Origin of the sequence: Azospirillum brasilense, assembly GCF_001315015.1 — a bacterium.
Lineage (GTDB): Bacteria > Pseudomonadota > Alphaproteobacteria > Azospirillales > Azospirillaceae > Azospirillum > Azospirillum brasilense.
Map to the genome: position 1 here is coordinate 700,694 of NZ_CP012916.1, position 24,989 is coordinate 725,682.

Annotated in this window: 27 protein-coding genes; 16 read left to right on the top strand and 11 right to left on the bottom strand. The window is 70.6% G+C overall.

Annotated elements, in window-relative coordinates; all coding sequences use genetic code 11:
- Window positions 1-89 precede the first annotated feature (89 nt).
- The 5 genes from AMK58_RS24420 to AMK58_RS24440 all read left to right on the top strand — a co-directional run bounded on the left by AMK58_RS24420 (window position 90) and on the right by AMK58_RS24440 (window position 5,405).
- Window positions 90-2,498, top strand: coding sequence for a transketolase-like TK C-terminal-containing protein (locus tag AMK58_RS24420; protein ID WP_035680094.1), 2,409 nt, complete (start codon window positions 90-92; stop codon window positions 2,496-2,498).
- A 64-nt stretch (window positions 2,499-2,562) separates the two neighbouring features.
- Window positions 2,563-3,090 (top strand): Rrf2 family transcriptional regulator, encoded by a 528-nt coding sequence (locus AMK58_RS24425; protein WP_079285694.1) that lies wholly within the window; start codon window positions 2,563-2,565, stop codon window positions 3,088-3,090.
- Window positions 3,091-3,258: 168 nt separating this feature from the next.
- Entirely contained in the window at window positions 3,259-3,648 is a 390-nt protein-coding gene (locus tag AMK58_RS24430; protein WP_035680087.1) for a hypothetical protein, read from the top strand.
- Window positions 3,649-3,747: 99 nt separating this feature from the next.
- Window positions 3,748-4,833: a site-2 protease family protein gene (locus AMK58_RS24435; protein WP_059399553.1), complete on the top strand. Its 1,086-nt coding sequence runs from the start codon at window positions 3,748-3,750 to the stop codon at window positions 4,831-4,833.
- A gap of 104 nt (window positions 4,834-4,937) precedes the next feature.
- A complete protein-coding gene (locus tag AMK58_RS24440; protein WP_174436719.1) occupies window positions 4,938-5,405 on the top strand; it encodes a DsrE family protein in 468 nt (155 codons plus the stop codon).
- A gap of 9 nt (window positions 5,406-5,414) precedes the next feature.
- Here the strand turns inward: AMK58_RS24440 and AMK58_RS24445 are convergent, their stop codons facing one another.
- From AMK58_RS24445 to AMK58_RS24460, 4 genes are all read right to left on the bottom strand, one after another.
- The gene (locus AMK58_RS24445) at window positions 5,415-6,239 is read right to left on the bottom strand and encodes an aminotransferase class IV (RefSeq protein ID WP_236778318.1); all 825 of its coding nucleotides are present in this window, start codon (window positions 6,237-6,239) and stop codon (window positions 5,415-5,417) included.
- Entirely contained in the window at window positions 6,236-7,597 is a 1,362-nt protein-coding gene (gene pabB, locus AMK58_RS24450; protein WP_059399554.1) for an aminodeoxychorismate synthase component I, read from the bottom strand. Before pabB ends, AMK58_RS24445 begins: the two co-directional genes overlap by 4 nt.
- A 29-nt stretch (window positions 7,598-7,626) precedes the next feature.
- Window positions 7,627-8,412 (bottom strand): SDR family oxidoreductase, encoded by a 786-nt coding sequence (locus AMK58_RS24455; RefSeq protein WP_035680079.1) that lies wholly within the window; start codon window positions 8,410-8,412, stop codon window positions 7,627-7,629.
- Window positions 8,413-8,486: 74 nt separating this feature from the next.
- Complete coding sequence (locus tag AMK58_RS24460; RefSeq protein ID WP_236778319.1) at window positions 8,487-9,032, bottom strand: hypothetical protein; 546 nt, start codon at window positions 9,030-9,032, stop codon at window positions 8,487-8,489.
- Between the two features lie 310 nt (window positions 9,033-9,342).
- Between AMK58_RS24460 and trxC the strand changes: the two genes are divergently transcribed.
- Complete coding sequence (gene trxC, locus AMK58_RS24465) at window positions 9,343-9,792, top strand: thioredoxin TrxC (RefSeq protein ID WP_035680065.1); 450 nt, start codon at window positions 9,343-9,345, stop codon at window positions 9,790-9,792.
- 3 nt (window positions 9,793-9,795) lie between these two features.
- Here trxC and AMK58_RS24470 read toward each other — a convergent pair whose 3' ends face one another.
- The 4 genes from AMK58_RS24470 to AMK58_RS24485 all read right to left on the bottom strand — a co-directional run bounded on the left by AMK58_RS24470 (window position 9,796) and on the right by AMK58_RS24485 (window position 14,117).
- On the bottom strand, window positions 9,796-10,407 hold the full coding sequence (locus tag AMK58_RS24470) for a response regulator transcription factor (protein WP_035680061.1): 612 nt from the start codon (window positions 10,405-10,407) through the stop codon (window positions 9,796-9,798).
- Window positions 10,397-12,250, bottom strand: a complete 1,854-nt coding sequence (locus AMK58_RS24475; RefSeq protein WP_079285696.1) for a sensor histidine kinase — start codon at window positions 12,248-12,250, stop codon at window positions 10,397-10,399. The genes AMK58_RS24470 and AMK58_RS24475 overlap by 11 nt, the downstream gene beginning before the upstream one ends.
- Before the next feature lie 280 nt (window positions 12,251-12,530).
- Window positions 12,531-13,826, bottom strand: a complete 1,296-nt coding sequence (locus AMK58_RS24480; protein WP_035680059.1) for an NAD(P)/FAD-dependent oxidoreductase — start codon at window positions 13,824-13,826, stop codon at window positions 12,531-12,533.
- An 87-nt stretch (window positions 13,827-13,913) separates the two neighbouring features.
- Window positions 13,914-14,117: a YgaP family membrane protein gene (locus AMK58_RS24485; RefSeq protein WP_035680057.1), complete on the bottom strand. Its 204-nt coding sequence runs from the start codon at window positions 14,115-14,117 to the stop codon at window positions 13,914-13,916.
- A 131-nt stretch (window positions 14,118-14,248) separates the two neighbouring features.
- Here AMK58_RS24485 and AMK58_RS24490 point away from each other — a divergent pair, with 131 nt between their 5' ends.
- Genes AMK58_RS24490 through AMK58_RS24500 form a run of 3 tightly spaced genes read left to right on the top strand, consistent with a single transcriptional unit; the run spans window position 14,249 to window position 18,946 of the window.
- Window positions 14,249-15,304, top strand: a complete 1,056-nt coding sequence (locus tag AMK58_RS24490; RefSeq protein WP_059399556.1) for an efflux RND transporter periplasmic adaptor subunit — start codon at window positions 14,249-14,251, stop codon at window positions 15,302-15,304.
- 10 nt (window positions 15,305-15,314) lie between these two features.
- The gene (locus tag AMK58_RS24495; RefSeq protein ID WP_051140731.1) at window positions 15,315-18,569 is read left to right on the top strand and encodes an efflux RND transporter permease subunit; all 3,255 of its coding nucleotides are present in this window, start codon (window positions 15,315-15,317) and stop codon (window positions 18,567-18,569) included.
- A gap of 53 nt (window positions 18,570-18,622) precedes the next feature.
- The gene (locus AMK58_RS24500) at window positions 18,623-18,946 is read left to right on the top strand and encodes a rhodanese-like domain-containing protein (protein ID WP_236778320.1); all 324 of its coding nucleotides are present in this window, start codon (window positions 18,623-18,625) and stop codon (window positions 18,944-18,946) included.
- Between the two features lie 10 nt (window positions 18,947-18,956).
- On the opposite strand, the gene AMK58_RS24505 is transcribed toward AMK58_RS24500, so the two are convergent.
- Complete coding sequence (locus AMK58_RS24505) at window positions 18,957-19,307, bottom strand: ArsR/SmtB family transcription factor (protein ID WP_035680023.1); 351 nt, start codon at window positions 19,305-19,307, stop codon at window positions 18,957-18,959.
- A gap of 185 nt (window positions 19,308-19,492) precedes the next feature.
- On the opposite strand from AMK58_RS24505, the gene AMK58_RS24510 reads away from it, so the two are divergent.
- The 5 genes from AMK58_RS24510 (at window position 19,493) to AMK58_RS24530 (ending at window position 22,263) form a co-directional block, all read left to right on the top strand.
- Complete coding sequence (locus AMK58_RS24510; protein WP_035680020.1) at window positions 19,493-19,864, top strand: hypothetical protein; 372 nt, start codon at window positions 19,493-19,495, stop codon at window positions 19,862-19,864.
- Between the two features lie 92 nt (window positions 19,865-19,956).
- A complete protein-coding gene (locus AMK58_RS24515) occupies window positions 19,957-20,475 on the top strand; it encodes a sigma-70 family RNA polymerase sigma factor (protein WP_051140730.1) in 519 nt (172 codons plus the stop codon).
- 3 nt (window positions 20,476-20,478) lie between these two features.
- Window positions 20,479-21,297 (top strand): anti-sigma factor family protein, encoded by an 819-nt coding sequence (locus tag AMK58_RS24520; protein WP_035680018.1) that lies wholly within the window; start codon window positions 20,479-20,481, stop codon window positions 21,295-21,297.
- Window positions 21,298-21,356: 59 nt separating this feature from the next.
- Complete coding sequence (locus tag AMK58_RS24525) at window positions 21,357-21,692, top strand: hypothetical protein (RefSeq protein ID WP_035680015.1); 336 nt, start codon at window positions 21,357-21,359, stop codon at window positions 21,690-21,692.
- Between the two features lie 139 nt (window positions 21,693-21,831).
- The gene (locus AMK58_RS24530; protein ID WP_051140729.1) at window positions 21,832-22,263 is read left to right on the top strand and encodes a hypothetical protein; all 432 of its coding nucleotides are present in this window, start codon (window positions 21,832-21,834) and stop codon (window positions 22,261-22,263) included.
- A gap of 14 nt (window positions 22,264-22,277) precedes the next feature.
- On the opposite strand, the gene AMK58_RS24535 is transcribed toward AMK58_RS24530, so the two are convergent.
- Window positions 22,278-22,583 carry a hypothetical protein gene (locus AMK58_RS24535; RefSeq protein WP_035680012.1) on the bottom strand — a complete coding sequence of 102 codons (306 nt, stop codon included), beginning with the start codon at window positions 22,581-22,583 and terminating at the stop codon, window positions 22,278-22,280.
- A gap of 218 nt (window positions 22,584-22,801) precedes the next feature.
- Between AMK58_RS24535 and AMK58_RS24540 the strand changes: the two genes are divergently transcribed.
- Window positions 22,802-23,509 (top strand): extensin-like domain-containing protein, encoded by a 708-nt coding sequence (locus AMK58_RS24540; protein ID WP_079285320.1) that lies wholly within the window; start codon window positions 22,802-22,804, stop codon window positions 23,507-23,509.
- A 16-nt stretch (window positions 23,510-23,525) separates the two neighbouring features.
- Here AMK58_RS24540 and AMK58_RS24545 read toward each other — a convergent pair whose 3' ends face one another.
- Window positions 23,526-24,566: an MBL fold metallo-hydrolase gene (locus AMK58_RS24545; RefSeq protein ID WP_051140728.1), complete on the bottom strand. Its 1,041-nt coding sequence runs from the start codon at window positions 24,564-24,566 to the stop codon at window positions 23,526-23,528.
- 211 nt (window positions 24,567-24,777) lie between these two features.
- Here AMK58_RS24545 and AMK58_RS24550 point away from each other — a divergent pair, with 211 nt between their 5' ends.
- Window positions 24,778-24,966: a hypothetical protein gene (locus AMK58_RS24550; RefSeq protein ID WP_035680009.1), complete on the top strand. Its 189-nt coding sequence runs from the start codon at window positions 24,778-24,780 to the stop codon at window positions 24,964-24,966.
- Window positions 24,967-24,989: the final 23 nt, after the last annotated feature.

The following is a 24,989-nucleotide window of genomic DNA, read 5'->3' on the forward strand; positions in this document are numbered from 1 at the left end:
TTCCGGCGCCACTTTGCAAACGCCTGCCGCGGCACAAATGATAGGCTTCACCGATCATCGACCGCCGTTCCGTCAAGAGGGAAACAGACATGGACGCGACCGCTCCGAACCACGCCGACCTCGCCTGCCTGCGCGAGCTGGAGCGCAAGGTTCTCTGGCTCGCGTCCTGGACGATCCACAACGCCAACCACGTACGCCCCAACCAGGACGGGCTGAAGATCGGCGGGCATCAGGCGTCCTCGGCCTCGCTGGCGACGATCATGACGGCGCTCTATTTCCAGGCCCTGCGCCCGGAGGACCGGGTGGCGGTGAAGCCGCACGCCAGCCCGATCTTCCACGCCATCCAGTATCTGCTGGGCAACCAGACGCGCGCGAATCTGGAGAATTTCCGCGGCTTCAAGGGCGCCCAATCCTACCCGTCGCGGACCAAGGACGTGGACGACGTGGACTTCTCCACCGGCTCGGTCGGGCTGGGGGTGGCGCAGACGCTCTTCGCCTCGCTGGTCCAGGACTATGTGAAGGCCAAGGGCTGGGCGAAGGACCTGCCCGAAGGGCGCATGGTGTCGCTGGTCGGCGACGCCGAGATGGACGAAGGCAACATCTTCGAAGCCCTTCAGGAAGGCTGGAAGCACGGGCTGCGCAACACCTGGTGGATCGTCGACTACAACCGCCAGAGCCTGGACGCGGTGATCCGCGAAGGGCTGTGGGAGCGGCTGGAGAACATCTTCCGCGCCTTCGGCTGGGACGTGGTGATCCTGAAATACGGCGCGCTGATGCAGGAGGCCTTCCAGGAGGAGGGCGGCCAGCGGCTGCGCGACTGGATCGACCGCTGCCCGAACCAGCTCTATTCCGCGCTGACCTACCAGGGCGGGGCGGCGTGGCGGAAGCGGCTGCTCGACGACCTGGGCGACCAGGGGCCGGTAACCCGTCTGATCGAGCGCCGCAACGACGAGGAGTTGGCCCTTCTGATGGGCAATCTCGGCGGCCACGACCTGCCCTCGCTGCTCGACGCCTTCGCCCGGGCACGCACGCACGACCGGCCGGTCTGCTTCATCGCCTACACCATCAAGGGCGCCGGGCTGCCGCTGGCCGGGCACAAGGACAACCATTCCGGTCTGATGACCCCGGCGCAGATGGAGGCGTTCCGCGCCGCCAACGCCATCCGTCCGGGCCACGAGTGGGACCGCTTCGAGGGGCTGGGCCGGCCGGAGGCGGAACTCGACGCTTTCCTGAAGCGGGTGCCCTTCGCGGGCAAAGGACGGCGCCGCCATGGCGCGGCGGCGGTCCCGGTGCCGGCGGCCCTGGCGGCCCCGTCGCAGAAGGCGCTGTCCACCCAGGCCGCCTTCGGCCTGATCCTGAACGAGCTGGGGCGTGAGAAGACGGAGTTGGCGGAGCGCATCGTGACGACCGCGCCGGACGTGACGGTCTCCACCAACCTCGGCGCCTGGGTGAACCGCCGCGGCCTGTTCGCCAAGAGCGCGCTGGCCGACCTGTTCAAAAAGGAGCGCATCCCCTCCACCTACACGTGGGACTTCTCCCCCGACGGTCAGCATTTCGAGCTGGGCATCGCCGAGTCCAACCTGTTCATCCTGCTGTCGGCGCTGGGCCTGTCGCACTCGCTGTTCGGAGAGCGGCTGCTGCCCATCGGCACCGTCTACGACCCCTTCGTCATGCGGGCGGCGGACCAGATGAATTACGCCTGCTACCAGGACGCCCGGTTCCTGCTGGTGGCGACCCCGTCCGGCGTGACGCTGGCCCCGGAGGGCGGGGCGCACCAGTCCATCGCCACGCCGCTGGTCGGCATGGCCCAGGATGGGCTGGCCTGCTTCGAGCCGGCCTTCGCCGACGAACTGGCCGTCACCATGCGCTGGGCCTTCGATTACATGCAGCGTGAGGGCGAGGGCGAGCCCGACGAGCGCAACTGGCTGCGCGACGAGACGGGCGGCTCGGTCTATCTGCGCCTGTCCTCGCGCGTGCTGGAGCAGCCGGTCCGCACCATGGACGCGGAGTTGGAGAACGGCATCGTCCAGGGCGCCTACTGGCTGCGCCGTCCCGGACCGAACGCCCAGGTGGTGGTCGCCTACAGCGGCGTGGTGGCGCCCGAGGCCATCGAGGCGGTGGGCATGCTCGGCGAGGACCGCCGCGACGTCGGGCTGCTGGCCGTCACCTCCGCCGACCGGTTGCACGCCGGCTGGAGCGCCGCCCAGCGGGCGCGCGAGCGCGGCAAGCCCCACGCGCGCTCCCATGTCGAACGGATGCTGGAGGGGGTGCCGTCCCATTGCGCGCTGGTGACGGTGCAGGACGGGCATCCGGCGGGGCTGGGCTGGCTGGGCTCGGTCCACGGCCACCGCACAAGGGCGCTGGGGGTGGAGCATTTCGGCCAGACCGGCACCATCGCTGATCTCTACCGCCATCACGGCATCGACGCCCAGGCCATCGTCCGCGCGGCGGAGGCTCTGTCGCCCGGCCGCCCGGTCAGATACTTGAAGGCGGTGTAGACCGGGTGAACCGGCGGCATTGAGGGGCTATGGCGCCGTTCCGGAGCGAAGGGTACAGTCGGACATGGTCGGTCCCGTCCCGGCAGGGCCGACACCCCCTCTCCCTGCAGCGAGTTTCGCCACCGTGAGGATCGACAGCCGGTTATCCCGCATGCTCCATGTCCTGCTGCACATGGCGGAAGAAAGCCAGCCCATCACGTCGGAGCGCGTGGCGGCCATGCTGGGAACCAACGCGGCGGTTGTCCGCCGAACGATGGCCGGATTGAGAAGCGCCGGCTACGTCCATTCGGTGAAGGGCCACGGCGGCGGGTGGACGCTCGCGCGCGATCTAAGCCAAATCACGTTGCTTGACATCCATCGCGCCGTGGGGACAGAGCGGCTGTTCGCGATCGGCTTCGACAACGACAATCCGGACTGCCTCGTGGAGCGGGCCGTGAACGGCTCGATGAGCGAGGCGTTGCGGCAGGCCGAGGCCATACTCATCGAACGTCTCCAATCGGTCACGCTCGCCGCATTGTCCCGCGAATTCCGCCAGCGGCTTCCCGCCGCCGCGTCGGCGCACGAACCGACGGAGCGCGGAACGAACTCCTAACCTTGCGATTCCACCGGCAGGCAAAAGCGGTGGGGCGGCTTGACTCGCCTTTTCATGTATCATTATAAGTTACGTGATTGGCGGCCGAGCCACTTGGTCCCAACGTGCCGCGCCGCCGCGCCACGCTCCTCCTCAGGGCCAATCCCCCTTCCTTCCGACGGAGTTTCCATGACGGACACTGTCAGCCCGCAGGCTTGGGCCGCCTTCTGGACCTGCCTTGTGATCGCCCTGGCCTCGTCCAGCATCTCCATCACGATCACCCAGACCGAACTGTTCGCCCCGCTGCGGGCTTGGGCGACCAAAATCCACCCAATGGTGGGACATCTCCTGCACTGCTTCTACTGCACCAGCCATTGGGCCGTCATTGCCGGCATCCTGATTTACCAGCCGGTGTTGGTGTCGAGCGGCCATCATGCGGCCGACCTGATCGTGTCGGCCTTCTTCACGATCACGGTCGCCACCCTGACAAGCGGGCTGATCTTCAGCGTCTTCCTGGCGGCGATGGCCAAAGCGATGAAGGAACGTGTGCTGAAGAGGATGCTGAGCGAAGACGCTTGAGGTGCCCCAGGCATTCCCGACTCGCCTATGCCGCTGTGCGCTGCGCGACACCACATAAGGATCACACCCACATCGGTCACAGCGCGAGGCGAGGTCGGGATGAGCTGGTCGATCCCCATCGGCACCGTGAAGGGCACGGTGATCCGCATACACATCACCTTCTTCCTGTTCCTTCTGTGGATCGGCGCCGCCTACCACGCGCAGGGCGGCTGGCCGGCGGCGCTGGAGGGGGTGGTCTTCCTCGCGCTGCTGTTCCTCTGCGTGCTGCTGCACGAGTTCGGCCACGTCTTCGCAGCCCGGCGCTACGGCGTCCGCACCCCGGACATCACCCTGCTGCCCATCGGCGGGGTGGCCCGTCTGGAGCGATTGCCGGAAAAGCCGTCGCAGGAGCTGGTGGTGGCTCTGGCCGGGCCGGCGGTCAATCTGGTGATCGCAGCCCTGCTCTACGCCGCGCTCGGTGGCTTCGTGCCGGCGGCGGCGGCGGAGGTGCGGAACGCCGGCATCGACGTGCTGTCCCGGCTGGCCGTGGTCAACCTCTTTCTGGCGCTGTTCAACCTGATCCCGGCCTTCCCGATGGACGGCGGGCGTGTGCTGCGCGCGGTGCTGGCCAGCCGTATGGGCTATGTTCGCGGCACCCAGGTGGCGGCCTCCGTCGGGCAGGCGGTGGCCATCGGGCTGGGGCTGCTCGGGCTGTTCGGCAACCCGATGCTGCTGTTCATCGCGCTGTTCGTCTATCTGGGCGCCTCGTCGGAGGCGCACGCAGTGCAGATGCGCGAGATCACCCATGGCGTGGTCGTGTCGGACGCCATGGTCACCCGCTTCGAGACGTTGCCCCCGTCCGGCGTGCTGGAGGACGCGGTGCAGTGCCTGATCCGCACGACCCAGCACGAGTTTCCCGTGGTGGACGGCGCGGGGAAGCTGCGCGGCGTTCTGACCCGCGACGACCTGATCCGCGCCCTGCGCGACCGCGGGCCGGACACGCCGGTGCTGGAGGTGATGCGCCCCGACATCCCCGTGATCCACCGGCACGGCAAGCTGGAGGAGGCGCTGCGCCTGATGCAGGAGAAGAGCCTGCCCGCGGTCGGCGTCGATGACGGGAGCGGCCGGCTGGTCGGTCTGGTAACCCCGGAGAATGTGGGAGAGATGATGATGGTCCAGGCCGCCCGGCACGCGCTTCGCCGCTGACCGCCTCCCCCTTCCGTTGCGGCGCCTCTCCCTTCGGGAACAAGCGACGTCCGGGGTCATTGTGCTAGGACAGCGGATGCCCCCACACGGGAAGGGAGGATGACATGGCGATGCGCTCCACGCGCCGGGCGGCGTTGGCCCTGGCCGGATTCGCCGGGATGACCGCGGCCATGGCCGGGCGGAAGGCCGGGGCGGACCAGCCCGGCGTCCACCGCGTCGCCATCCAGGTCAGCAGCAACGACCCGGCGCTGATGAACATGGCGCTGAACAACGTCAAGAACATCATCGAATATTACAAGAACATCGGCGAGACGGTGGAGGTCGAGCTGGTCACCTTCGGCCCCGGCCTGCACATGCTGCGCGCCGACCGCTCGCCGGTGAAGGACCGGCTGACCTCGCTGAAGGGCAGCCTGCCGACCCTGACCTATTCCGCCTGCGAGAACACCCGCAACGGCATGATCCGCGTGGAGCAGGGCGAGGTTCCCATGGTGCCGGAAGCCAAGCTGGTTCCCTCCGGCGTCGTCCGGCTGATGCAGCTTCAGGAAGAGGGCTGGTCCTACCTCCGCCCGTGACTGGGCGCCCTACTCCGCCGCGACGTCCTCCAACAGGGCCGCCGTCGCCATCCCCACGGTCCCGGCGCCGATGGCCTGCCCGTCGACGCGCAGCAGCGGGCGCAGGCCCAGACTGTTGGTCAGGAAGGCTTCCTCGGCCCCCAGCAGATCGGCAACGGAAACCGGCGCCTCCCCGGCGTCGTCCCGTTCCAGGATCAGCGCGCGGCGGATGCCCGGCAGAGCGCCCTCGGCGACCGGCGGAGTCAGCAGGCGCCCCTCCCGGACGATGAACAGATTCGCCACGCTGGACTCGGCCAGACGGCCCGCGCCGTTGAGCAGGAGGGCCTCCCCCGCGCCGCGCGCCGCCGCCTCCTGGCGGGCGAGGATGGAATCCAGGTAGTTCAGCGACTTCACCCGCGACAGCGGCGAATGCTCGTTGCGCCGGGTGGATTGCGCGATGACCGCCTCGACCGGGCCGGCGGGCGGCGGCGCGGAGACCAAGGTCATCAACAGAGTCGGCGCGGCGTCCGCCGGCGGCAGCACGCCGCGCGCGCCGGTCCCCCGCGTCAGCGTGATCCGCAGCACGCCCTCCGCCCGGCCCTGCGCCGCGATCAGCCCCCCGGCGGCGGCGGCCAGCGCCGCAATGCCATAGGGAAGCGGCAGGCCGAGCAGCGCCGCGCTGTCCGCCAGCCGGGCGAGGTGCCGGTCGAGATGGCGGGCGGTGCCGCCGGACACCCTGATCGTCTCGAACAGCCCGTCTCCCAGCGTGAAACCGCGGTCCGCCGGATCGATGCGGGCCTCCGCCGCCGGCAGCAGGCGCCCGTTCAGCCAGACGACGGTCATGGCCGGGCTCATCCCAGGGCCTCCTCCAGCGCGCGGAGCTGGGCGCGGATCTTGACCATCATCTCCTCATGCTCGTCCGCCGGATCGGAATCGGCGACGATGCCGCCGCCGGCCTGGGCGATCACCGCATCCGGCGTGATCGACAGGGTGCGGATGACGATGCTGCTGTCCATCGCGCCGTCGAAGCCGAGCCAGGCGACGGAGCCGCAGTAGGCGCCGCGCCGCGCCACCTCCAGCTCGTCGATGATCTGCATGGCGCGGATCTTGGGCGCCCCGGTGATCGAGCCGCCGGGCAGCGCCGCCCGCAGCAGGTCGACCGCCCCCAGGCCGGGCCGCAGCCGCGCCGTGACCACCGAGACGAGGTGATGGACGCTGGCGAAGCTCTCCAGCCCGTAAAGCGTCGGCACCCGGACGCTGCCAACCCGCGACACCCGGCCGAGGTCGTTGCGCAGCAGGTCGGTGATCATCAGGTTTTCCGCCCGGTCCTTGACGCTGGCCACCAGCTCCGCGGCGGCGGCGGCGTCCGCGGCGGGGTCGGCGTAGCGCGGGCGGGTGCCCTTGATCGGGCGCGTCTCCACCTCCCCGGTGGCGCTGAGGCGGATGAAGCGCTCCGGCGAGGCGCTGGCGATGCACAGGCGCGGGCCGCAGTCGAGATAGGCGGCGAAGGGCGCCGGACTGATCGCGCGCAGCCGGCGGTACAGCGCGTAGGTGTCCAGCCCGGCGGGCCGGTCGGCCAGGAAGCGCTGCGTGAAGTTGGCCTGATAGATGTCGCCGGCCCGGATGTACTCCAGCACCCGCTCCACCCGCGCCAGATAGTCGTCGCGCTCCAGCTCGCTCCGCCAGGGGGCGGCCGGGATGGGGCCGAGGGGGGACGCTCCGCCGCCCTCCAGCCGGGCGGCCAGGGCGCGGGCGCGGGCCTCGGCCTCCGGGCGGGCGGCGATCACCCAGGCGCGGCGCTCCGCATGGTCGAAGGCGGCCACCGCGTCGTAGAAGCCGAAGGCCATCTCCGGCTGGCCGCCGGGGTTGGCGTGGCGCGAGCGGATGCGCTCCAGCCGCAGCCCCGCCTCGTAGCCGATGAAGCCGACCGCCCCGCCGCAAAAGGGCGCCGGTCCAGGCGGGCCTTCGGGCCGGGCGTGGCGCGCCAGCTCCTCCGCCAGAACGGCGAAGGGGTCGCCGTCCACCGGCCGGCCGTCGAGATAGGCCCGCCCGTCCAGCGACTCCAGGGTGCGGACGGGCTCCGCCGCGATGTAGCTGTAGCGGCCATGGGCCGGGTGCGCGGCGGCGCTGTCGAGCAGCATCGACCAGGGCTGTCCGGACAGGGCGCGGAAGGCCTCCGCCGGATCGGCGCATGACAAGGGGATCGCCAGCATGGCGGCACAGCTTCCTGTAAGACCGGCCTTCACATGAGAATGGTGGCGCCGCCGTCCACCACCAACACATGCCCATTGACGTAGGAGGCGGCGGGCGAGGCCAGGAAGACCGCGGCCCCGGCGATCTCCTCCGGGCGGCCCCAGCGACCGATCGGGGTGCGTCCCTCGAAATAGGCGGACAGGGCCGGGTTGCCGGTGATGCCGGCGTTGGTCTCCGTCGCGAAGAAGCCCGGCGCGATGGCGTTGCTGGTCAGGCCCTTTCCGCCATACTCGGCGGCGAGCGCCCGCACCATGCCGGCCAGCCCGGCCTTGGCGGCGGCGTAGACCGCATCGTTGGCGCGGGCGATTTGCCCGGAGATGGAGGTCACCGTGATCAGCCGCCCGAAGCCCTGGGGCAGCATCAGCCGCGCCGCCTCCCGCGCCAGGATCAGGCCGGCGGCCAGATCGACGTTGAGCAGCTCGCTGATTTCCTCGTCGGCGAAGTCGGTCAGCGGCTTGCGGTTGCGCTGCCCGACATTCTGCACCAGCACGTCCAGCCGCCCGTGATCCCGCGCGATCCGCGCGTAGGCGTCCCGCACCGCGTCGCGGTCGGCCACGTCGAAGGCCAGCACCGAGGCCCGCCCGCCCGCCGCGGCGATGGCCTCGGCCACCGGCTCCAGCCGCGCGGCGTCACGCCCGTTCAGCAGCACATGGGCGCCCGACCCGGCCATGGCGCGGGCGATTTCCAGACCCAGCCCGCGCCCGGACCCGGTGACCAGCACCACCCGGCCTTCGAGCGAGAACTGCGACAGATAGGGAAGATGCGGAGCGGTCATGGTCACCGATGCGGAGGACGTGAACGGTTTTGCAGGTTTAGCAGATGCTCCGCCGGATGGCACCCCGTTCGGCGTCAGGCGCGGGGGAGCAGTTCCACCGTTTCCGCGATGGTCCAGCCGTCCGCCCGCACCAGCCGTCCGATGCGCCCGTACAGCGTGGCGCCGGAGGACACGCGCCCCTCCGCAGCCCAGACGTGGTCGGCGGGAGCGGTCAGCAGGCCCAGCACCTCCACCGAGAAGGCGACGCCGTTGCGCGCCAGCAGGCGCCCGAAGGGCTCGGCCCCCTCGCGAAGCTGCTCGGCGAAGGCCGCGGGAAAGCCGCCGAGCGCGATGCGGATGCTCGCCAGCTCCACCGGCCGCGCGTCCGGCCCGACCGTCAGCACGATGTCGCGCCACAGCGCCGTGCCGTCCGGCTCCGTCCACTGGCGCAGCACCCGCACGCCCACCGGCTCGCCCCACCGCTCCGACAGGACGGCGGTCATGCCGCGGTCATGGTCGAGCAGCGTCCGATAGGGCGCCGGGACCACGGCGGCGGGCAGCGCGGACAGCGCCCGCGCCCCGGCCCCCCATCCCGCCGTCAGCGCCCGCGCGCGCGCCAGGGCGAGGCCGGGATCATCCATGGAGGAACAGCCGGCGGCGGAGGCGGACGAAAAGGAAGGCTTCATTCGGAATCGCGGTTCTGCGGAAGGATGTGGGCGGAAGGACTTGGCCGTTCCCGGCGGGGCGGCGGCCACGGGCGGCATTCTAGGAACAGCGCCCCGCCGACCGCAATGCCGAAGGCGCACATCGCAGGGTCGTGCCGTCCGCTTGACCCTGCAATGAAAAGGGGCATCGGCCGCGGCCCTGCCCCGCGCCGCCGGCCTCTTGCGCTTCGCAGACGCTGCATTAGATCACGCTGATGAAAACGCCCGTCCTGGAGGGAGCCGCGCCATGTCCGACCTTCTGCACGTCGCCTGCCCGAGCTGCGACACCCTGAACCGCATGCCGCGCACCCGCCTCGACCAGCCGGGCGCCGGGAAATGCGGCCACTGCGGGCAGCCGCTGTTCCAGGGCAAGCCCATCGCGCTGACCAGCGCCCGCTTCACCGCCCAGGCGGAGCGCAGCGACCTGCCGCTGCTCATCGACTTCTGGGCGGAGTGGTGCGGGCCGTGCCGGATGATGGCGCCGGTCTTCGAGCAGGCCGCCGGCCGGCTGGAGCCTCATGTCCGCCTCGCCAAGGTCGACACCGAGGACGCCCCCGATCTCGCCGCCCGCTTCGGCGTGCGCAGCATCCCGACCCTCGTCCTGGTCCACCATGGGCGCGAGGTGGCGCGCACCGCCGGGGCGATGCCGCTGCCAGCCCTGCTCGGCTGGGTGCGGCAGGCGATGGCAGCCGTCTGACCTTTATTCCGCTTCCAGAAGCAGCCGAGTCAGGTCGGAGACGGAGGCGACCTCCAGCTTGTCCATGACGTTGTGGCGGTGCACTTCCACCGTCTTCAGGCTGAGGTTGATCTCCGCCGCGATGACCTTGTTCGGCTTGCCCTGCACCACCAGATCGGCGACCTGCCGCTCCCGCGGGGTCAGGCGGGCCAGCAGGGCGCGGACATGGGCCTTGCGCGCCTGCGCCTCCCACGCCCGGCGGGATTTCTCCAACGCCTCGTGCACCCGGTCGAGGAGAAGCTGGTCGTTGAAGGGCTTCTCGATGACATCCACCGCCCCGGCGCGGAAGGCGCGGGCGGCCATCGGCACGTCGCCGTGGCCGGTGATGATCACGACGGCCAGGACGGAGCCGGCGCGGGCCAGCGTGTCCTGCAACTCCAGCCCGCTCATTCCCGGCATGCGCACGTCGGTGACGACGCAGCCGGGCCGGTCGGCGCGCATGGCGCGCAGGAACTCCTCGCCGGAGCAGAAGGACTCCACCGCCACGCCCAGCGAGCCGATCAGCCAGCCCAGCGAGTGGCGCATCGCCGGATCGTCGTCCACCACGTAAACGGTGCGGGCCGCGTCAGCCTGCATCGACCTTCTCCTCCGCTGCGGGCAGGACGAAGCGCACCACGGTGCCCCCGCCCGGATGATCGGTGGCCCAGAGATGGCCGCCATGGCTTTCCACGATGGTCCGGCAGATCGACAGCCCCAGCCCCATGCCGCCGGGCTTGGTGGTGAAGAAGGGGTCGAACAGCCGCGCCCTCGCGTCCTCCGACAGGCCGTGCCCGCGGTCGGCCACGGCGATCTCCACCCGCCCTTCCAAGTCCAGCCCGGTATGCACGGTGACACCGCGTCCCCCCTCCGTCTCGCCGTCCATGGCGTCCAGCGCGTTCTTGACGAGGTTCAGGACGACCTGCTCGATCTGCACCCGGTCGGCCAGGACCGGCGGCAGGCCGGGGGACAGGTCGCGGGTGACCGGGATGTTGCCGCTGCGCGCCCGCCCCTCGCAGAGCTGCAGCGCCGCCTCCACCGCGCCGTTGACGTCGGCCGGCTCCAGCTGGGCGGCGCGCTTGCGCACGAAGTCGCGGATGCGGGCGATGATCTGCCCGGCGCGGTCGGCCTGGGCGGCGATGGCGCGGGAGGCCTCGGCGAACTCGGCAGGGCTGCCCACCCCCGCCTCCAGCCGCCGCGTGCAGCCGCGGGCGTAGTTGGCGATGGCGCCCAGCGGCTGGTTCAGCTCATGCGCGATGTTGCTGGCCATCTCGCCGAGGATGGAGAGGCGGGCGACGTGGTCCATCTCCTTCTGCCGCTCCCGCGCGGTGTCCTCGGCGCGGCGGCGCTCGGCCATCTCGCGGCGCAGCTCGCGGTTGGCGGCGCGCAGTTCCGCCGTGCGCACCTTGATGAGATGCTCGACCCGCAGCGAATGGACCGCCCACCACAGCAGGGCCAGCGCCGCCAGCGCCAGCCAGTGCCAATGCTCCCGCGCGAGGTCGAGCAGGGTGACGTCGCGCAGATGCTCGTAGGGGCCGACGCGCAGGCTGCGGAACAGGCCGTGGACCGGCTGGTAGTCCATCGGCACCGTCCAGCCCTCGTAGCCGCCGGCCAGCGCCGCCGGATGGCCGTCGGGCATCTGGAACAGCGCGACCACCACCGCCTTGGCCAGATCCTCCGGCGTGTTGGCCAGCCGGGCGAGCGGCCAGTCGGGGTAGAGGCCGGTGGACAGGGCGCAGCCGAATCCCGGCTCCGTCCGGGCGCCGACGACCTGGAACCCCGCGCGGTCGAGGCGGCCTTCCTCGGCCAGCTCCTCCAGCACGCAGGCGCGCAGGACGCCGGCGTCCACCTCCCCGTCGCGGACGGCGAAGGCGACGCGGTCCACCGGGAAGCCGGAGAAGCGCAGCTCCTTCACATCGGCGTAGGGATCGACCCCGGCCGTCAGCATCGCGCCCCAGGCGATCTGGAAGCCGCCGAAGGCGTCGGGGTCCACCGCCATCACGGACTTGCCCTTGAGATCGGCGAGCGTCCGGATGTCGTCGCGCCCGGCCCGGACGATCAGGGCCGAGCCCACCGCCGCCCCCGACGCGCCGGAGCGGGAGGAATGGAGCGTGGCGATGCGGGTGACGCCGTGGCGGGCCTCCAGCTCCACATAATTGCCGGTGTTGGTCAGCACGAAATCGACGCTGCCGGCGGCCACCGCCGCGTCCATGCCCGGCAGGTCGAGCGGCACCATCTCCGCCCCGCGCTGCGGAAAGCGGTCCGCCAGATAGCGGACGGTCGGTTCCCAGACGGCGTTGGCGTGGTCGCCGCCGCGGTAGGCCAGCACGCCGACGCGGATCGGCGGCTCCGCCGCCCCGGCCGGGGCCGCCGCCAGTATCGTCGCGGCGAGGCTCCCGGCTAGCGCGAGCGTCAGGCGGACCGATCGGGGCGTGAAGCGCATGGGATCCTTCGGACGGGGCCGGTGAACGGGAACGACATGGGGTCGATGGCTCCCCCGTGCGCCGCATACACCCGTGCCCGGCCACTTTCAATCCGTATGGCTCCTTACCCAAGGGCGATCGCATTTGAGATCCCCTCTCCCCTCTGGGGAGAGGGTTAGGGTGAGGGGGTTGCGCTTTTGCCGGACGCATCACCTCGCACATCCCCCTCACCGGCCCTTCGGGCCACCCTCTCCCCGGAGGGGAGAGGGCTATGAAGGCCAAATACGATCACCTTGCTCCCTACCCGTCCAGCGTGGCCGGCGCGTCCGGCTGCACGCGCGTCAGACCCAGCAACTTCAGCGCGTAGCGCTCATAGACCGGTTCGCCGATGCCCTTGCGCACCTTGCGCAGGAAGTAGCGCTCGAAGCCGACCTTGGCGAGATGGACCCAGCGCCCGTGCGACGACCAGTTGACGTTGCGCGGCGGGATCTGCGGCATGGCGACGAAAGCGACGCCGCTGTCCCCGAAATCGGCGAGGCAGAGCGCGTTCCAGGTCGCCTCCTCCGTCGGCTCCTTCCCGTCCAGGATGGCGCGGATGTTGTGGGCGGCGGCGGTCACCATGGTCTCGATCATGTAGCCGGTCTTCGGAACGCCGACCGGGACCGGAGTCTTCTCCACCGGCGGGATGGCGATGCAGACACCGACCCCGAAGACGTTGCGGAAGGTGGGGTTGCGCTGGTGCCGGTCGGTCAGCACGAAGCCGCGGGGGTTCACCAGCCCCTCCACCCCGCGCAGGGGAGCGATGCCGCGGAAGGCGGGGAGCATCATGGTCAGGCGGCTGCCCACCATGTGCCGCGCCTTGTCCTTGCCGTCGGCGTCGACCTCCGTCACGTGGACCGTGTCGGGCTCGAAGCGGTCAACGCGAGCGTTGGCGATCCATTGGATGTGCCGTTCACGCAGCGCCGATTCCAGAAGCCCCTTGGTGTCGCCCACCCCGCCCAGCCCGAGATGCCCGATGTAGGGTTCCGACGTGACGAAGGTCATCGGCACCTTGTGGCGGATCCTGCGGCGGCGCAGGTCGGCGTCGGCGATCATCGCGAACTCGTAGGCCGGACCGAAGCAGGACGCCCCCTGCACCGCCCCGACGACCAGCGGGCCGGGGTCGCGGCAGAACTGCTCCCACCGCTGGGCCGCCGCCTCCGCGTGGTCGACGTGGCAGATGGAGATGGTGTTGGCCTGCGGCCCGAAGCCCTCGATCTCGTCGAAAGCCAGGTCGGGACCGGTAGCGATGACGAGCTGGTCGTAGCCGAGGCTGGTCCCGTCGCCGAGATCCAGCGCGTTGTCGTGGGGCCGCAGCGCCCGGCAGCCGGAGTGGTTGAAGGCGATGCCCTTGCGGGCGAAGGGCTCGGCCAGCGGGACCGTGATGTCGCCGCGCTTGCGCCAGCCGACCGCCACCCAGGGGTTGGACGGCACGAACTGGAACCGGTCGCTGTTCGACACGACGGTGATCCGGTCGCCGGGCCGCGCCCGATCCTTCAGCTCATAGGCCATCGGAATGCCGCCGATGCCCGCCCCGAGTACGACGATGTGGGCCATATCCGTTTCCTCTCCGGAAGATCCGGGTCTGTTGGGCTGCCCGGTTGTGTGTTTCGGTGGAACGCTTTCCCCCTGCCCGGCCCGCGCCTATTCGAAGGCCATGCCGGGGCGCAGGCCGATCCGCTTCAGCACGATCGCCAGCGGACAGAAGCCGGTGAAGGCCGCCTGGAGCAGGTTGGCCCCGACGATGGCGGTCAGCCACAGCCACCCCGGCCCGTGAAGCTGGGACAGGGCGAGGCTCAGCAGGATCATGGTCCCGGCGAAGGCCATGACGATGCGGTCGATGCTCATGATGCGGTCTCCTCTGTGCCGGTTCGGGATGGCGGTCGCGTGATTTCATTCGTTGACACTAATTTAGCAATGTCTAAAATAAGGAGTCAAGACACCCTGAGACCCGTTCCTCCCGTTCGAAGTGGCCCGCCATGCCCCGTTCCCTCCTCCCACGCTCGCCGGCCCGCAAGGCGCTGCTCGCCGCCGCCCTGCTGGCGGCCCTGCTTCCCCTGTCCGCGGCGGCGGCGGCCGAGCCCGGCACCCTGACCGTGCAGCCGCGCCCGGTGGAGGATCTGAAGGCGGTCTTCGCCACGGTGGAAAGCGTGCGCGAGACGCTGGCCCGCACCCGCATCGGCGGCACGGTGGCCGACCTGACGGTGACGGAGGGCGACAAGGTGACCGTCGGGCAGGTCATCGCCACCGTGCGCGACCCCAAACTGCCGCTCCAGCTCGCAGCACTCGACGCACGCATCCAGGCGCTGACGGCGCAGCAGCACCAGGCGGAGCTGGAGCTGGGCCGCGCCCGCCAGCTCCGCTCCAGCGGCACCGGCACGCAGCAACGGCTGGACGACGCGCAGGCCGCGCTGGACGTCGCCCGCGCCCAGATCGCCGCCATGGAGGCCGAACGCTCCGTCGTCGCCCAGCAGTTGCGGGAGGGTGAGGTGCTGGCCCCCGCCGCCGGGCGCATCCTTCAGGTCAAGGTGATCGCCGGCGCCGTGGTCATGCCGGGCGAGCCGGTCGCCAGCATCGCCACCGACACCTACATCCTGCGGCTGCGCCTGCCGGAGCGGCACGCCCGCTTCCTGAAGGAGGGCGACCCGGTGCTGGTCGGCCAGCGCGGGTTGGCGCCGGTGGCCCTCGCCGACCCCGGCGCCACGGCGCTGGCGCGCGGCGCCGTCCGGCAGGTCTATCCGGAGATGGCCGGGGGGCAGGTGATCGCCGACGCCTCGGTCAGCGGCCTTGGCGACTTCTTCGTCGGCGAGCGGGTGCGGGTCTACGTCGCCACCGGCACGCGCGACGCGGTGGTGATCCCGCCGGACTGGCTGCTGCGCCGCTTCGGCACCGATTTCGTCCGGCTGGCCGACGGGACGGAGGTCCCGGTCCAGGCGGGTGGCGAGATTCCCACGGTCGGCGACCGGCCCGGCGGGCTGGAGATCCTGTCCGGCCTGAAGCCCGGCGACGTCATCGTCCGCCCGGCGGGCTCGTGAGGGGGGCGCCATGAGGCTCGGCCTTTCCGGGGTGCTGACGCGGACCTTTATCCGCTCCCCCCTGACCCCGCTGCTGCTGCTCGCCTCGCTGGCGGTCGGCGCCATCGCCCTGATGTCCCTCCCGCGCGAGGAGGAGCCGCAGATCAGCGTCCCCATGGTCGACATCCTCGTCCAGGCCGACGGGCTGAAGGCCGGCGACGCGGTGGAGTTGGTCACCCGGCCGCTGGAGGAGATCGTCAAGGGCATCGACGGGGTCGAGCACACCTACAGCCAGACCATGGACGACCGCGTGGTGGTCACCGCGCGCTTCCTCGTCGGCACCCCGTCCGACGACGCCATCCTGCGCGTGCACGAGCGGGTGCGGGCCAGCATGGACCGCATCCCGCTGGGCATCCCGGAGCCGCTGATCGTCGGGCGCGGCATCAACGACGTCGCCATCCTGACGCTGACCCTGTCGCCCCGGGCGGAGGCCGCCGGGCGATGGACCGTCAACGCCCTGCACGGGGTGGCTGACGACCTGCTGGGCCAGCTCACCCAGATCGAGGATGTGGGGCGCAGCGTCATCGTCGGCGGCCAGCCCGACCAGATCCGGTTGGAGCCCGACCCGGAACGGCTGGCGCTCTACGGCGTCACGCTGAACCAGCTCGTCGACAAGGTGAAGAACGCCAACCGCTCCTTCATCGCCGGGTCGCTGCGCAGCGCGGGGGGCAGCCTGCCGGTGGTCGCCGGCCAGACGCTCCAGGGGACGGCGGACATCGGGCTGCTTCTGGTCACCACCCGCGACGGGCGGCCCGTCTACGTGAAGGATGTGGCCGACGTGGTGGCGGGGGCGCGCCCCGGCGAGAGCGGCGCCTGGCATCTGGTGCCGGACGGCAAGGGCGGGCTGGTCCGCACCCCCGCCGTCACCATCGCCATCGCCAAGCGCGCCGGGGCCAACGCCGTCACCATCGCCGACCGCGTGCTGGAGCGCGTCCAGGCCATCCAGGCGGAGGGGCTGCCCAGGGACCTGACGCTGACCGTCACCCGCAACTACGGCGAGACGGCCGACGAGAAGGTGAACGAGCTGCTCTTCCATCTGGCGCTCGCCACCATCACCATCGTCGGGCTGATCGTGCTCGCCATCGGCTGGCGCGAGGGGCTGGTGACCCTGGTGGTCATCCCGACGACGATCCTGCTGACCCTGTTCGCGTCCTGGCTGATGGGCTACACCGTCAACCGGGTCAGCCTGTTCGCCCTGATCTTCTCCATCGGCATCCTGGTGGACGACGCCATCGTCGTGGTGGAGAACATCGACCGCCACTGGTCGATGCGCGACGGGCGGAGCAAGGTCCAGGCCGCCGTCGAGGCGGTGGCGGAGGTCGGCAACCCGACCATCGTCGCCACCCTGACGGTCATCGCCGCGCTCTTGCCGATGATGTTCGTGTCCGGCCTGATGGGGCCCTACATGAGCCCGATCCCGGCCAACGCTTCCGCCGCCATGGTCTTCAGCTTCTTCGTCGCCATGGTGCTGACGCCCTGGCTGATGGTGACGCTGCGTCCGGGGGAGTCTCCGGCGGGTGGGCACGGCGAGCAGGACGGCGGGCGGCTGGGGCGCCTCTACCGCGCCGCCGCGCGCCCGATCGTGCGCAGCAAGCGCCGGGCCTGGGTCTTCCTGCTGGCGGTCGGGGTGGCGACGCTCGCCTCCACAGGGCTGTTCTACACCAAGGACGTGGCGGTGAAGCTGCTGCCCTTCGACAACAAGTCCGAGCTTCAGGTGGTGCTCGACCTGCCGCGCGGCGCCGCGCCGGAGGACACGGAGCGCCTCCTGTTCGCCGCCGCCGGAAAAATCGCCGATCTGCCGGAGTTGGCCAGCGTCCAGGCCTATGCCGGGACCGCGGCCCCCTTCAATTTCAACGGTCTGGTCCGGCACTACTACCTGCGCGACCAGCCCGAGCAGGGCGACCTCCAGGTCAACCTCGCCCCCAAAGGCGAGCGGAGCCGCAGCAGCCATGCGGTCGCGCTCGACATCCGGGCGCGGCTGGCCACTCTCCCCCTGCCCGCCGGGACCGTCCTGAAGGTGGTCGAGGTGCCGCCCGGCCCGCCCGTGCTGTCCACCCTGCTCATGGAGGTCTACGGCCCCGACGCCGAGACCCGGCGCAAGGCGGCGCTGGCGGTGGAGGACGCCTTCCGCGGCGTGGACTTCATCGTCGATGTGGAGAACAGCATCCGCCCGACCGGCGACCGGCTGCGCTTCGCCCTGGACCGCGAGAGCCTGGAGTTCCACGGCGTCGAGGAGCAGGCCGTCTACGACACGCTGCGGGCGCTGACCGGCGGGGTGCCGGTCGGCTACTCGCACCGCGGGGCGGGGCGCACACCCATCGAGATCGCCGTGCAGATGCCGCGCTCCGGCCTGTTCCTGTCCGAGCGCCTGCTCGCCACCCCGGTTCCGGGGGCGCGCGGCACGGTGGAGCTGGGCGATCTGGTGACGATGACCCGCGAACCGGCCTCCCACACGCTGTTCCGCCACAACGGGCGCTTCGCGGAGATGGTCATGGCCGATCTGGCCGGACGGTTCGAGGCGCCGATCTACGGCATGCTGGCGGTGCAGGAACGGCTGAAAACCGTCGATTGGGCCGCCGCCGGGCTGGCCGCGGCGCCGGAGATCCGGATGCACGGCCAGCCCGACGACCAGAGCCGGCCCGTGCTGCTGTGGGACGGCGAGTGGGAGATCACCTACGTCACCTTCCGCGACATGGGGGCGGCCTTCGGGGTGGCGATCCTCGGCATCTATCTGCTGGTCGTCGCGCAGTTCGGCAGCTTCAAGCTGCCGCTGGTCATCCTGGTGCCGGTGCCGCTGACGCTGATCGGCATCGTGCTGGGCCACTGGCTGTTCGGAGCGGCCTTCACCGCCACCTCGATGATCGGCTTCATCGCGCTGGCCGGGATCATCGTGCGCAACTCCATCCTGCTGGTGGACTTCATCCGCCATCTGCGGGAGCGCGGGACGCCGCTGCGCGAGGCGGTGCTGGAGGCCGGGGCCATCCGCTTCAAGCCGATCCTGCTGACCGCCGTCGCCGCGATGATCGGCGCCGCCTTCATCCTGACCGATCCGATCTTCCAGGGGCTGGCGATCTCGCTGCTGTTCGGGCTGTTCAGCTCGACCCTCCTGACGGTGCTGGTGATCCCGGCGATCTACATCGTCCTGCGCGGGGAGGAGGCGTCCGCCGCTCCCCCGCTACCGCCCGCCGTCCACCGCCGCCGTGAACTCCTCGACATCCAGGGATGACCATGCTCAAGACCCTTCTTTCCCGTCTCGGCCTCAACCGGAGCGCAAACCCCATGAGCGACCAGATCAAGACCGTCGACGCCGGCACCGTCATGGGCTGGCTGAAGGACGGCTCGGCGGTGATCGTCGATGTCCGCGAGCCGCAAGAGCACCGCGCCGGCCACATCCCCGGCGCCACGCTGGTGCCGCTGTCGCAGTTCGATCCGGCCCGCGTGCCGGACGCGACGGGCAAGCATCTCGTCTTCCATTGCCAGAGCGGACGCCGCTGCGGTCCGGCGTCGGCCCGGATGGCGGCCGCCGGATTTTCCGGGGACATCCACCGGCTGAGCGGCGGCATGGCCGCCTGGATGGCCGCGTCCGGGCCGGTCGAGCGCTGAAGGGAGTGTTTCAGGAGCTGGGGTCCGCCTCGGCCACGCAGCGCGCGCCGACGCAGAACTGACGGTACAGCTCCAGCAGGAGCGGGCGCACCCGGTCCGACCCGATGCGGTAGTGGATCGAGGTGCCGTCGCGCCGGGTGGCGACCAGCCCCTCGTCCCGCAGCTTGGCGAGGTGCTGGGACAGGTTCGACTGCGACAGGCCGAGCCGCCGCGCGAGGTCGCCCACCGGCATTTCCCCGTCCAGCAGGCTGCACAGGATCATCAGCCGGTGGCGGCTGGCGATGGAGCGCAGGAAGGTTTCCGCCTCGGCGGCCCGCTCTTCCAGCTCGGCGGGGTCGAGCGGCGGCTCGATGGATGGCATGGGCCACGTCCACCCTTTAAATGAGATGTTTCTAATTTATAGGCTGCTCCCCGCCGATCAAGCGGATTGTGACCGGCCTTCCTGAACCGTACTTGAACGCCCCGTTCAGGCGGGGCTCAGCCGCCCCTTGCCATGATCACTCCTGTTCGGGCGGACCTCCCGCCCCTTGCGATGGAGATAGGATCATGAATCGTTCGACCACCCTCCCACTCCTGGCCGCGGCCGTCGCTGCCCTTCTGCTGTCCGGTCCCGCCGACGCCGGCGAGCGGCAACATACGGTCCAGGCCGCCTCGCCGCAGCCGGTCGCCGAGGTGCTGCGGACCGGGAGCGGCACCGTCTCCGGAACGGTTGCCGCAGCGGGCGCGACCTGGATGACCGTCCAGGACGACAGCGCGCGGACGGACGTCATGGTGCGCGGCCTCCTGCCGGAAGGCATCAAGCCGGGCGCCCCCATCACCGTCACCGGGCGCGTCCGCAACGGCGGGCTGATGGCCAGCGAGATCATCCTCGCCGATGGCACGCTGCACCGGCCGTCCCGCGACCACGACGACGATTGACCGCGGAAAGCGTCCCGCCCCGGGATTAAAAGGCCCTCCCGAAACGAAAACGGAGCAGGAATTCGGGAAAATCCAGTCCACGGGGTGGAGACGTGACGTTCAGCCTGCGCGATCAACTGTCGAATCAACTGCGCTCCCTGCGCCGCTACGCCCTCGCGCTGGCGCGCAACCGCGACGACGCGGAGGATCTCGTGCAGGAGACGCTGGTGCGCGCCATTTCCGGCTCCCGGACCTTCCGGCCGAACGGCGACCTGCGGTCCTGGCTGTTCGGCATCCTGCACAACGTCCACGTCAACGGGGTGCGGCGGGAGCAGGTGCGGGCGCGCGGCGCCTCGGCCATCGAGGCGATGACCTACGGGCAGATGCCGCCCAACCAGCCGGACCATGTGGAGCTGATGCGGACCATCGAGGCCTTCTCCACCCTTCCCGACGAGCAGCGGCGCGTCCTGACCCTCGTCGCCGTGGAGGGGATGAGCTACCAGGAGGCCGCCCGCCAGCTCGACATTCCGCTCGGCACGCTGATGTCGCGCCTGGCCCGCGGGCGGGAGGCGCTGCGCGTGGAGATGGGCCACCGCGGCCGCGCCCAGACCGCCCTGCGGGTGGCGAGGTGAGCCATGGGCGGTGATCCCATCAGCCTCAACCAGGACGCCGACCTGCATCTCTACATGGACGGCGAGATGGAGCCGGCCCGCCGCGCCGCCTTCGAGGCGCAGTTGGTCGCCAACCCGGCCCTGGCCGCCAAGCTGGACGAGTACCGGCACCAGCAGGAAATGCTGAAGCTGGGGCTGGACATGATGGCCGCCGTTTCGGTGCAGGAGACCGAAACGCTGGCCGGGCGCCTGCGCTGGCGTCTGGACATGGACCGCTTCAGCCGGCGGGTCGCCCCGCTGGCCGCCGCGATGCTGCTGGTCATGGGGGGATGGAGCCTGACCCTGTGGGTGCAGTCGGGCGGGGCCGCCGGACCGCAACTGGCCGGCGAGATCGACGACGTCCCGGCCTTCGCGGACGAGGCGGCGGAGGCGCATTCCAAGGCCGTCGCGCTCAACACGCTGCAGCCGACCCCGCCCCAGACGAACGTCACACCGGTCCCGGTTCAGACCGCCCAGGTGCCGCTGCCGGAGGGCCGCGGCATGACGGTGGCGCTTCCCGCCATCGGTCCCGAACTCACCCTGATCCGGGCCAGCATCGTGCCATGGAACCATGGCACCGCTCTTCAGTTTCTCTACAGGGAGCCGGACGGCGAACTGCTGACCCTGTTCGTGGCGTCCGGCGAGCCGGCTCAGGACGGCGCCCTGCACACCGTCGTGCATGACAGCCTGCGGCTCGTCTATTGGCGGGCCGGGGTGGTCGCCTACACCGTCACCGGCAACAAGGCCGACGGCGATCTGTTGACCGTCGCCAAGAAAATGGCGGACAGCATCCGCCGATCCTGACACCGCACCGCCCTGAGACCCTGTCGGGCGGAGCCCCACCAAGCCTGTGGAGCCCAGCCATGAGCCTGTACACCGATCCGGACGAGCGGAACGGCCATCCGCTGGACATGGTCGAAACCTTCGTCGCCCGCGAGCATTGGGAACCGATCCTGCGGCAGGCCGCCTTCAACGGCATGGTGCTGGGCGCGGTCACCCTGCTGCTGGGGCTGGACGCGCTGCCCGGCCTCGCGATCATCCACATCATCACCTTCGCGTCGGGCATGGCCCAGGGCTTCCTGGCGCTGCGCCTGGAGGAGAGCGGACAGGACGAGGCCGCCGTCGCCGTGGGGCGCCGCTCCATGGCCGCCTTCACGCTGGCCTCGCTCACCCTGTTCCTGATGCCCTTCGCGGCCTGACCCGCGCAGAAGTCACGCGCGGAACCGGCTGTTCCGTGTCATGGTCCCCGTCCCGCCGGGGACCTCCCCCGGATGGGGACGTCAAGCCAGGGAAATAGGACAGCCGATGCGGGGCAGGCAGACACGCTCCGGGAGCCGGATGCAGATCCGCGCTCCCTATCTCGACCCGGTGCGTGTGGGGGAGACCTCGGGAAACCTGCGTTGCCGCTGCTGCGGGCGGCCCGACGGGGTGGTCGTGCGTTGCCTGCCCGACGGACGCTGGTACGACGGGGCGGACGAGACGTGGCGCGACGGACGCGGGCGCCGCGTGCCCTGGCCGGAGGCCGCCGAATACGGTGCGACCACCGACATCCTGGTCAGCGTCGAGGCGCTGCGCATCACCCGCTCGGCTGTGGAGCGGGTCCGCCTGCTGTGCAACCGCTGCCGCCGGCTGGAGGGCGCCGTTCATGGCCGCGCCCGCGCCCGGATCAGCATCCTGCTGCGCCGGGCCATTGGCGACCTGTTCCTGGGCCGCTACGACGACCCCGCCGTTCTCACGGCGCTGGTCGCCCTCTATCGCAAGGACGGCTGAACGGCGATCTCGCCTCAGCTGGCGGTGTCCTCGGCCATCCCGCCGTCGAGCCGTGCCGCCAACTCCCGCCGCGCCAGCAGCTCCGGCGCCACTGACGCCGCAGGGGCCGCGGCGGGCAGATGCCCATAGGCACCGATGCCAAAGGCACCGGCGTCGCCGACGATCCACTCCTCGGCGGGCGGGAGCGGCGGGGGCGTTTCGATCTTCCGGAACAGCGCGGCGGCGGAGGCCAGCGCGGAGGAAGCGGTGAGCGGGATCGTGGAATTCGCGCGTTCGGTCCGGCCCTGCATGGCCAGGACTTCATCATGTGCATCGGACATCGGACTCTCCCTCACCGCGTGACGAAGGGCAACGCTGAAACTGTGGCATGGAAGTCACGCTCCGTCCAATTGCACGAACGGATGAACCGCCGCTTGGACAACAGTCCGCCCCCACCGCCGGTTCATAAGCAATTAGGGGGAATACATTCCGGGAGGAGCCGCGCGACCGTCCCGGCTGTTCAGACTGCGGCAGCTCAACGGGGAGAAACGGCTGACGCATGGCACGGTTTTTGCGATGGGTGACTGCCCTGCTGTTTCTGGCCGTCATGGGCGGGGCGGCGATGGTGGGAACGGGTGTGGTCACGGTTCCGCCCCGCTACGATCCCTGGGCGCCGCTGGACATCGGGGAGGTGCCGAACCTGCTGACCCGTCTCAAGCTGTCCCGGCTGGACGGCGCGCCCCGGCAGTGCCACGCCGTACTGGGCGACGCGGGCCTGCGCTTCAGTCCGGTGACCGACCGGCAGACCGGTCCGGGCTGCGGCCTGACCGACGCGGTGCAGGTCAGCCGCTCGGCGGTGGCCTTCAACGGCGGCTTCACCGTCACCTGCCCGCTCGCCGCCGCCTGGATGCTGTTCGAGACGCACACGCTCCAGCCCGCGGCGCAGCGGCATTTCGGCCAGCGGGTGGCGCGGGTCCGGCATTTGGGAAGCTACGCCTGCCGCAACGTCTACGGCCGGGCGGAGGGGCGCCGCAGCGAGCACGCCACCGCCAACGCCCTCGACATCGCCGGCTTCACGCTGGCCGACGGCACCACCATCGCCCTGCCCGGCGACTGGACGTCGGCGGATGGACGGAAGCGCGCCTTCCTGCGCGAGGTGCGCGACGGCGCCTGCGAGGTCTTCCGCGCGGTGCTGGGCCCCGACTACAACGAGGCCCACCGCGACCACTTCCACCTCGACATGGGGCCGTACCGCGTCTGCCGGTGAGGTGGCGCCCGCCCTGTTAAGCGCTTTGGTAGGCCAGCACGCCGTCGGCGCGCGTCTCGATGCGCAGCTCGCCGCGCCCGACCATGTGGTTGAGATGAGCCAGCGCCTCCCCGAAGGCGAAGCTCAGCTGGTGCGAGTCCAGCGCGCGGCGGAACAGCACCGGCACCAGTTCCTTGCAGCTCAGAGGTTTGCCGCGGCAGGCCTCGGCGATCTGCGCACAACGGTCGGCGTGGTGGGCTTCCAGCGCGCGGGTGCGGTGGTCCAGCCCGTAGAAGGGCAGCCTGTGACCGGACAGGACCAGCGAGTCCGCCGCCACCTCCTCCCGGATCGCGGCCAGGGACGACAGGTAGAGCCCCAGCGGGTCGGCCTTGGGCTGCATCGCGGAGACGCTGACGTTGGGGGAAATGCGCGCGATGACCTGATCGGCGGCAAGGAACAGCCGGTCGGCGGCGCAATAGAGCATCGCCTGCTCCGGCGAATGACCGCCGCCGGTCAGGATGCGCCAGTCGCGCCCGCCCAGCCGCAGGGTCTGGCCGGGGATCATCCGCTCGAAGCTGGGCGCCAGCCCGGTCGTGCGGTTCAGGTAGCTGAGGCCGCGGCCGAGCATCTGCTGGATCTCGTCGGGCGACAGGCCCCCGGCTTGGTAGAAGGCGTCCTGCGCCTCCAGCGCCTGGGGGTCGCGCCCTTGTTGCAGAAGCTTGGCGTAGTAATACTCGCTCTGGGTCATGTGCAGCGGCGGGGCGAAACGCTCGTGCAGCCAGCCGGCCAGACCGACATGGTCGGGATGGAAGTGGCTGACCACCAGCCGGACGATCGGCTTGCCGCCCAGCGGGCCGCGCAGAAGCCGGTCCCAGCACTCGCGGCTGACGTCGTCGCCAAGCCCGGTGTCGAACAGCGCCCAGCCGTCCCCTTCCTCGAAGAGGTAGAGGTTGACGTGGTCCAGTGCGTAGGGCAGCGGCAGGCGCAGCCACAGCACACCCGGCGCCACCTCCCGGACCGTTCCATTGTCCGGTGCTTCGGAAAACGGATGGCGGATGAGTTCGGCGTCGTCTTTCACCCTGATGGTCCTCCTTGCGCTGCAGTGCCCCCGACCTCTTGGCTACCCGTTGGTTCGCGTCCGGTCAACTATCCGCAAATAGAACATTCCGACCATTGACGCACCTCGTGTTTCGTTTGACGCCCGCTCCGCCGCGGGAGCATCGGGGGATTCGCGACGAATGGGCCGCGCACTGGTTAACCAAAGGGCATTGCCAAAGGAGAATACCCGGATGACCACCGCAACGTTCAGGATCATCCGCCACGCCGACGGGCCGGTTTTCTTTGACGACCGGACGATCACACTCGCGGAGGCGCAGATCATCATCAACGACGCCATCGCGCGCGGCGATCTGGAGGTCGGGTCCTTCCTGCGCATCGACGACGAGGAGCTGGTGATCGAACGGGAGGTTGCGGGGTAGGCGGCGCGCCGCCCGACCCGCAA

Coding starts and splice junctions, on each gene's coding strand:
- AMK58_RS24420 (WP_035680094.1), top strand. CDS start 90: ATGGACGCGACCGCTCCGAACCACGCCGACCTCGCCTGCCTGCGCGAG.
- AMK58_RS24425 (WP_079285694.1), top strand. CDS start 2,563: ATGGTCGGTCCCGTCCCGGCAGGGCCGACACCCCCTCTCCCTGCAGCG.
- AMK58_RS24430 (WP_035680087.1), top strand. CDS start 3,259: ATGACGGACACTGTCAGCCCGCAGGCTTGGGCCGCCTTCTGGACCTGC.
- AMK58_RS24435 (WP_059399553.1), top strand. CDS start 3,748: ATGAGCTGGTCGATCCCCATCGGCACCGTGAAGGGCACGGTGATCCGC.
- AMK58_RS24440 (WP_174436719.1), top strand. CDS start 4,938: ATGGCGATGCGCTCCACGCGCCGGGCGGCGTTGGCCCTGGCCGGATTC.
- AMK58_RS24445 (WP_236778318.1), bottom strand. CDS start 6,239: ATGAGCCCGGCCATGACCGTCGTCTGGCTGAACGGGCGCCTGCTGCCG.
- pabB (WP_059399554.1), bottom strand. CDS start 7,597: ATGCTGGCGATCCCCTTGTCATGCGCCGATCCGGCGGAGGCCTTCCGC.
- AMK58_RS24455 (WP_035680079.1), bottom strand. CDS start 8,412: ATGACCGCTCCGCATCTTCCCTATCTGTCGCAGTTCTCGCTCGAAGGC.
- AMK58_RS24460 (WP_236778319.1), bottom strand. CDS start 9,032: ATGGATGATCCCGGCCTCGCCCTGGCGCGCGCGCGGGCGCTGACGGCG.
- trxC (WP_035680065.1), top strand. CDS start 9,343: ATGTCCGACCTTCTGCACGTCGCCTGCCCGAGCTGCGACACCCTGAAC.
- AMK58_RS24470 (WP_035680061.1), bottom strand. CDS start 10,407: ATGCAGGCTGACGCGGCCCGCACCGTTTACGTGGTGGACGACGATCCG.
- AMK58_RS24475 (WP_079285696.1), bottom strand. CDS start 12,250: ATGCGCTTCACGCCCCGATCGGTCCGCCTGACGCTCGCGCTAGCCGGG.
- AMK58_RS24480 (WP_035680059.1), bottom strand. CDS start 13,826: ATGGCCCACATCGTCGTACTCGGGGCGGGCATCGGCGGCATTCCGATG.
- AMK58_RS24485 (WP_035680057.1), bottom strand. CDS start 14,117: ATGAGCATCGACCGCATCGTCATGGCCTTCGCCGGGACCATGATCCTG.
- AMK58_RS24490 (WP_059399556.1), top strand. CDS start 14,249: ATGCCCCGTTCCCTCCTCCCACGCTCGCCGGCCCGCAAGGCGCTGCTC.
- AMK58_RS24495 (WP_051140731.1), top strand. CDS start 15,315: ATGAGGCTCGGCCTTTCCGGGGTGCTGACGCGGACCTTTATCCGCTCC.
- AMK58_RS24500 (WP_236778320.1), top strand. CDS start 18,623: ATGAGCGACCAGATCAAGACCGTCGACGCCGGCACCGTCATGGGCTGG.
- AMK58_RS24505 (WP_035680023.1), bottom strand. CDS start 19,307: ATGCCATCCATCGAGCCGCCGCTCGACCCCGCCGAGCTGGAAGAGCGG.
- AMK58_RS24510 (WP_035680020.1), top strand. CDS start 19,493: ATGAATCGTTCGACCACCCTCCCACTCCTGGCCGCGGCCGTCGCTGCC.
- AMK58_RS24520 (WP_035680018.1), top strand. CDS start 20,479: ATGGGCGGTGATCCCATCAGCCTCAACCAGGACGCCGACCTGCATCTC.
- AMK58_RS24525 (WP_035680015.1), top strand. CDS start 21,357: ATGAGCCTGTACACCGATCCGGACGAGCGGAACGGCCATCCGCTGGAC.
- AMK58_RS24530 (WP_051140729.1), top strand. CDS start 21,832: ATGCAGATCCGCGCTCCCTATCTCGACCCGGTGCGTGTGGGGGAGACC.
- AMK58_RS24535 (WP_035680012.1), bottom strand. CDS start 22,583: ATGTCCGATGCACATGATGAAGTCCTGGCCATGCAGGGCCGGACCGAA.
- AMK58_RS24540 (WP_079285320.1), top strand. CDS start 22,802: ATGGCACGGTTTTTGCGATGGGTGACTGCCCTGCTGTTTCTGGCCGTC.
- AMK58_RS24550 (WP_035680009.1), top strand. CDS start 24,778: ATGACCACCGCAACGTTCAGGATCATCCGCCACGCCGACGGGCCGGTT.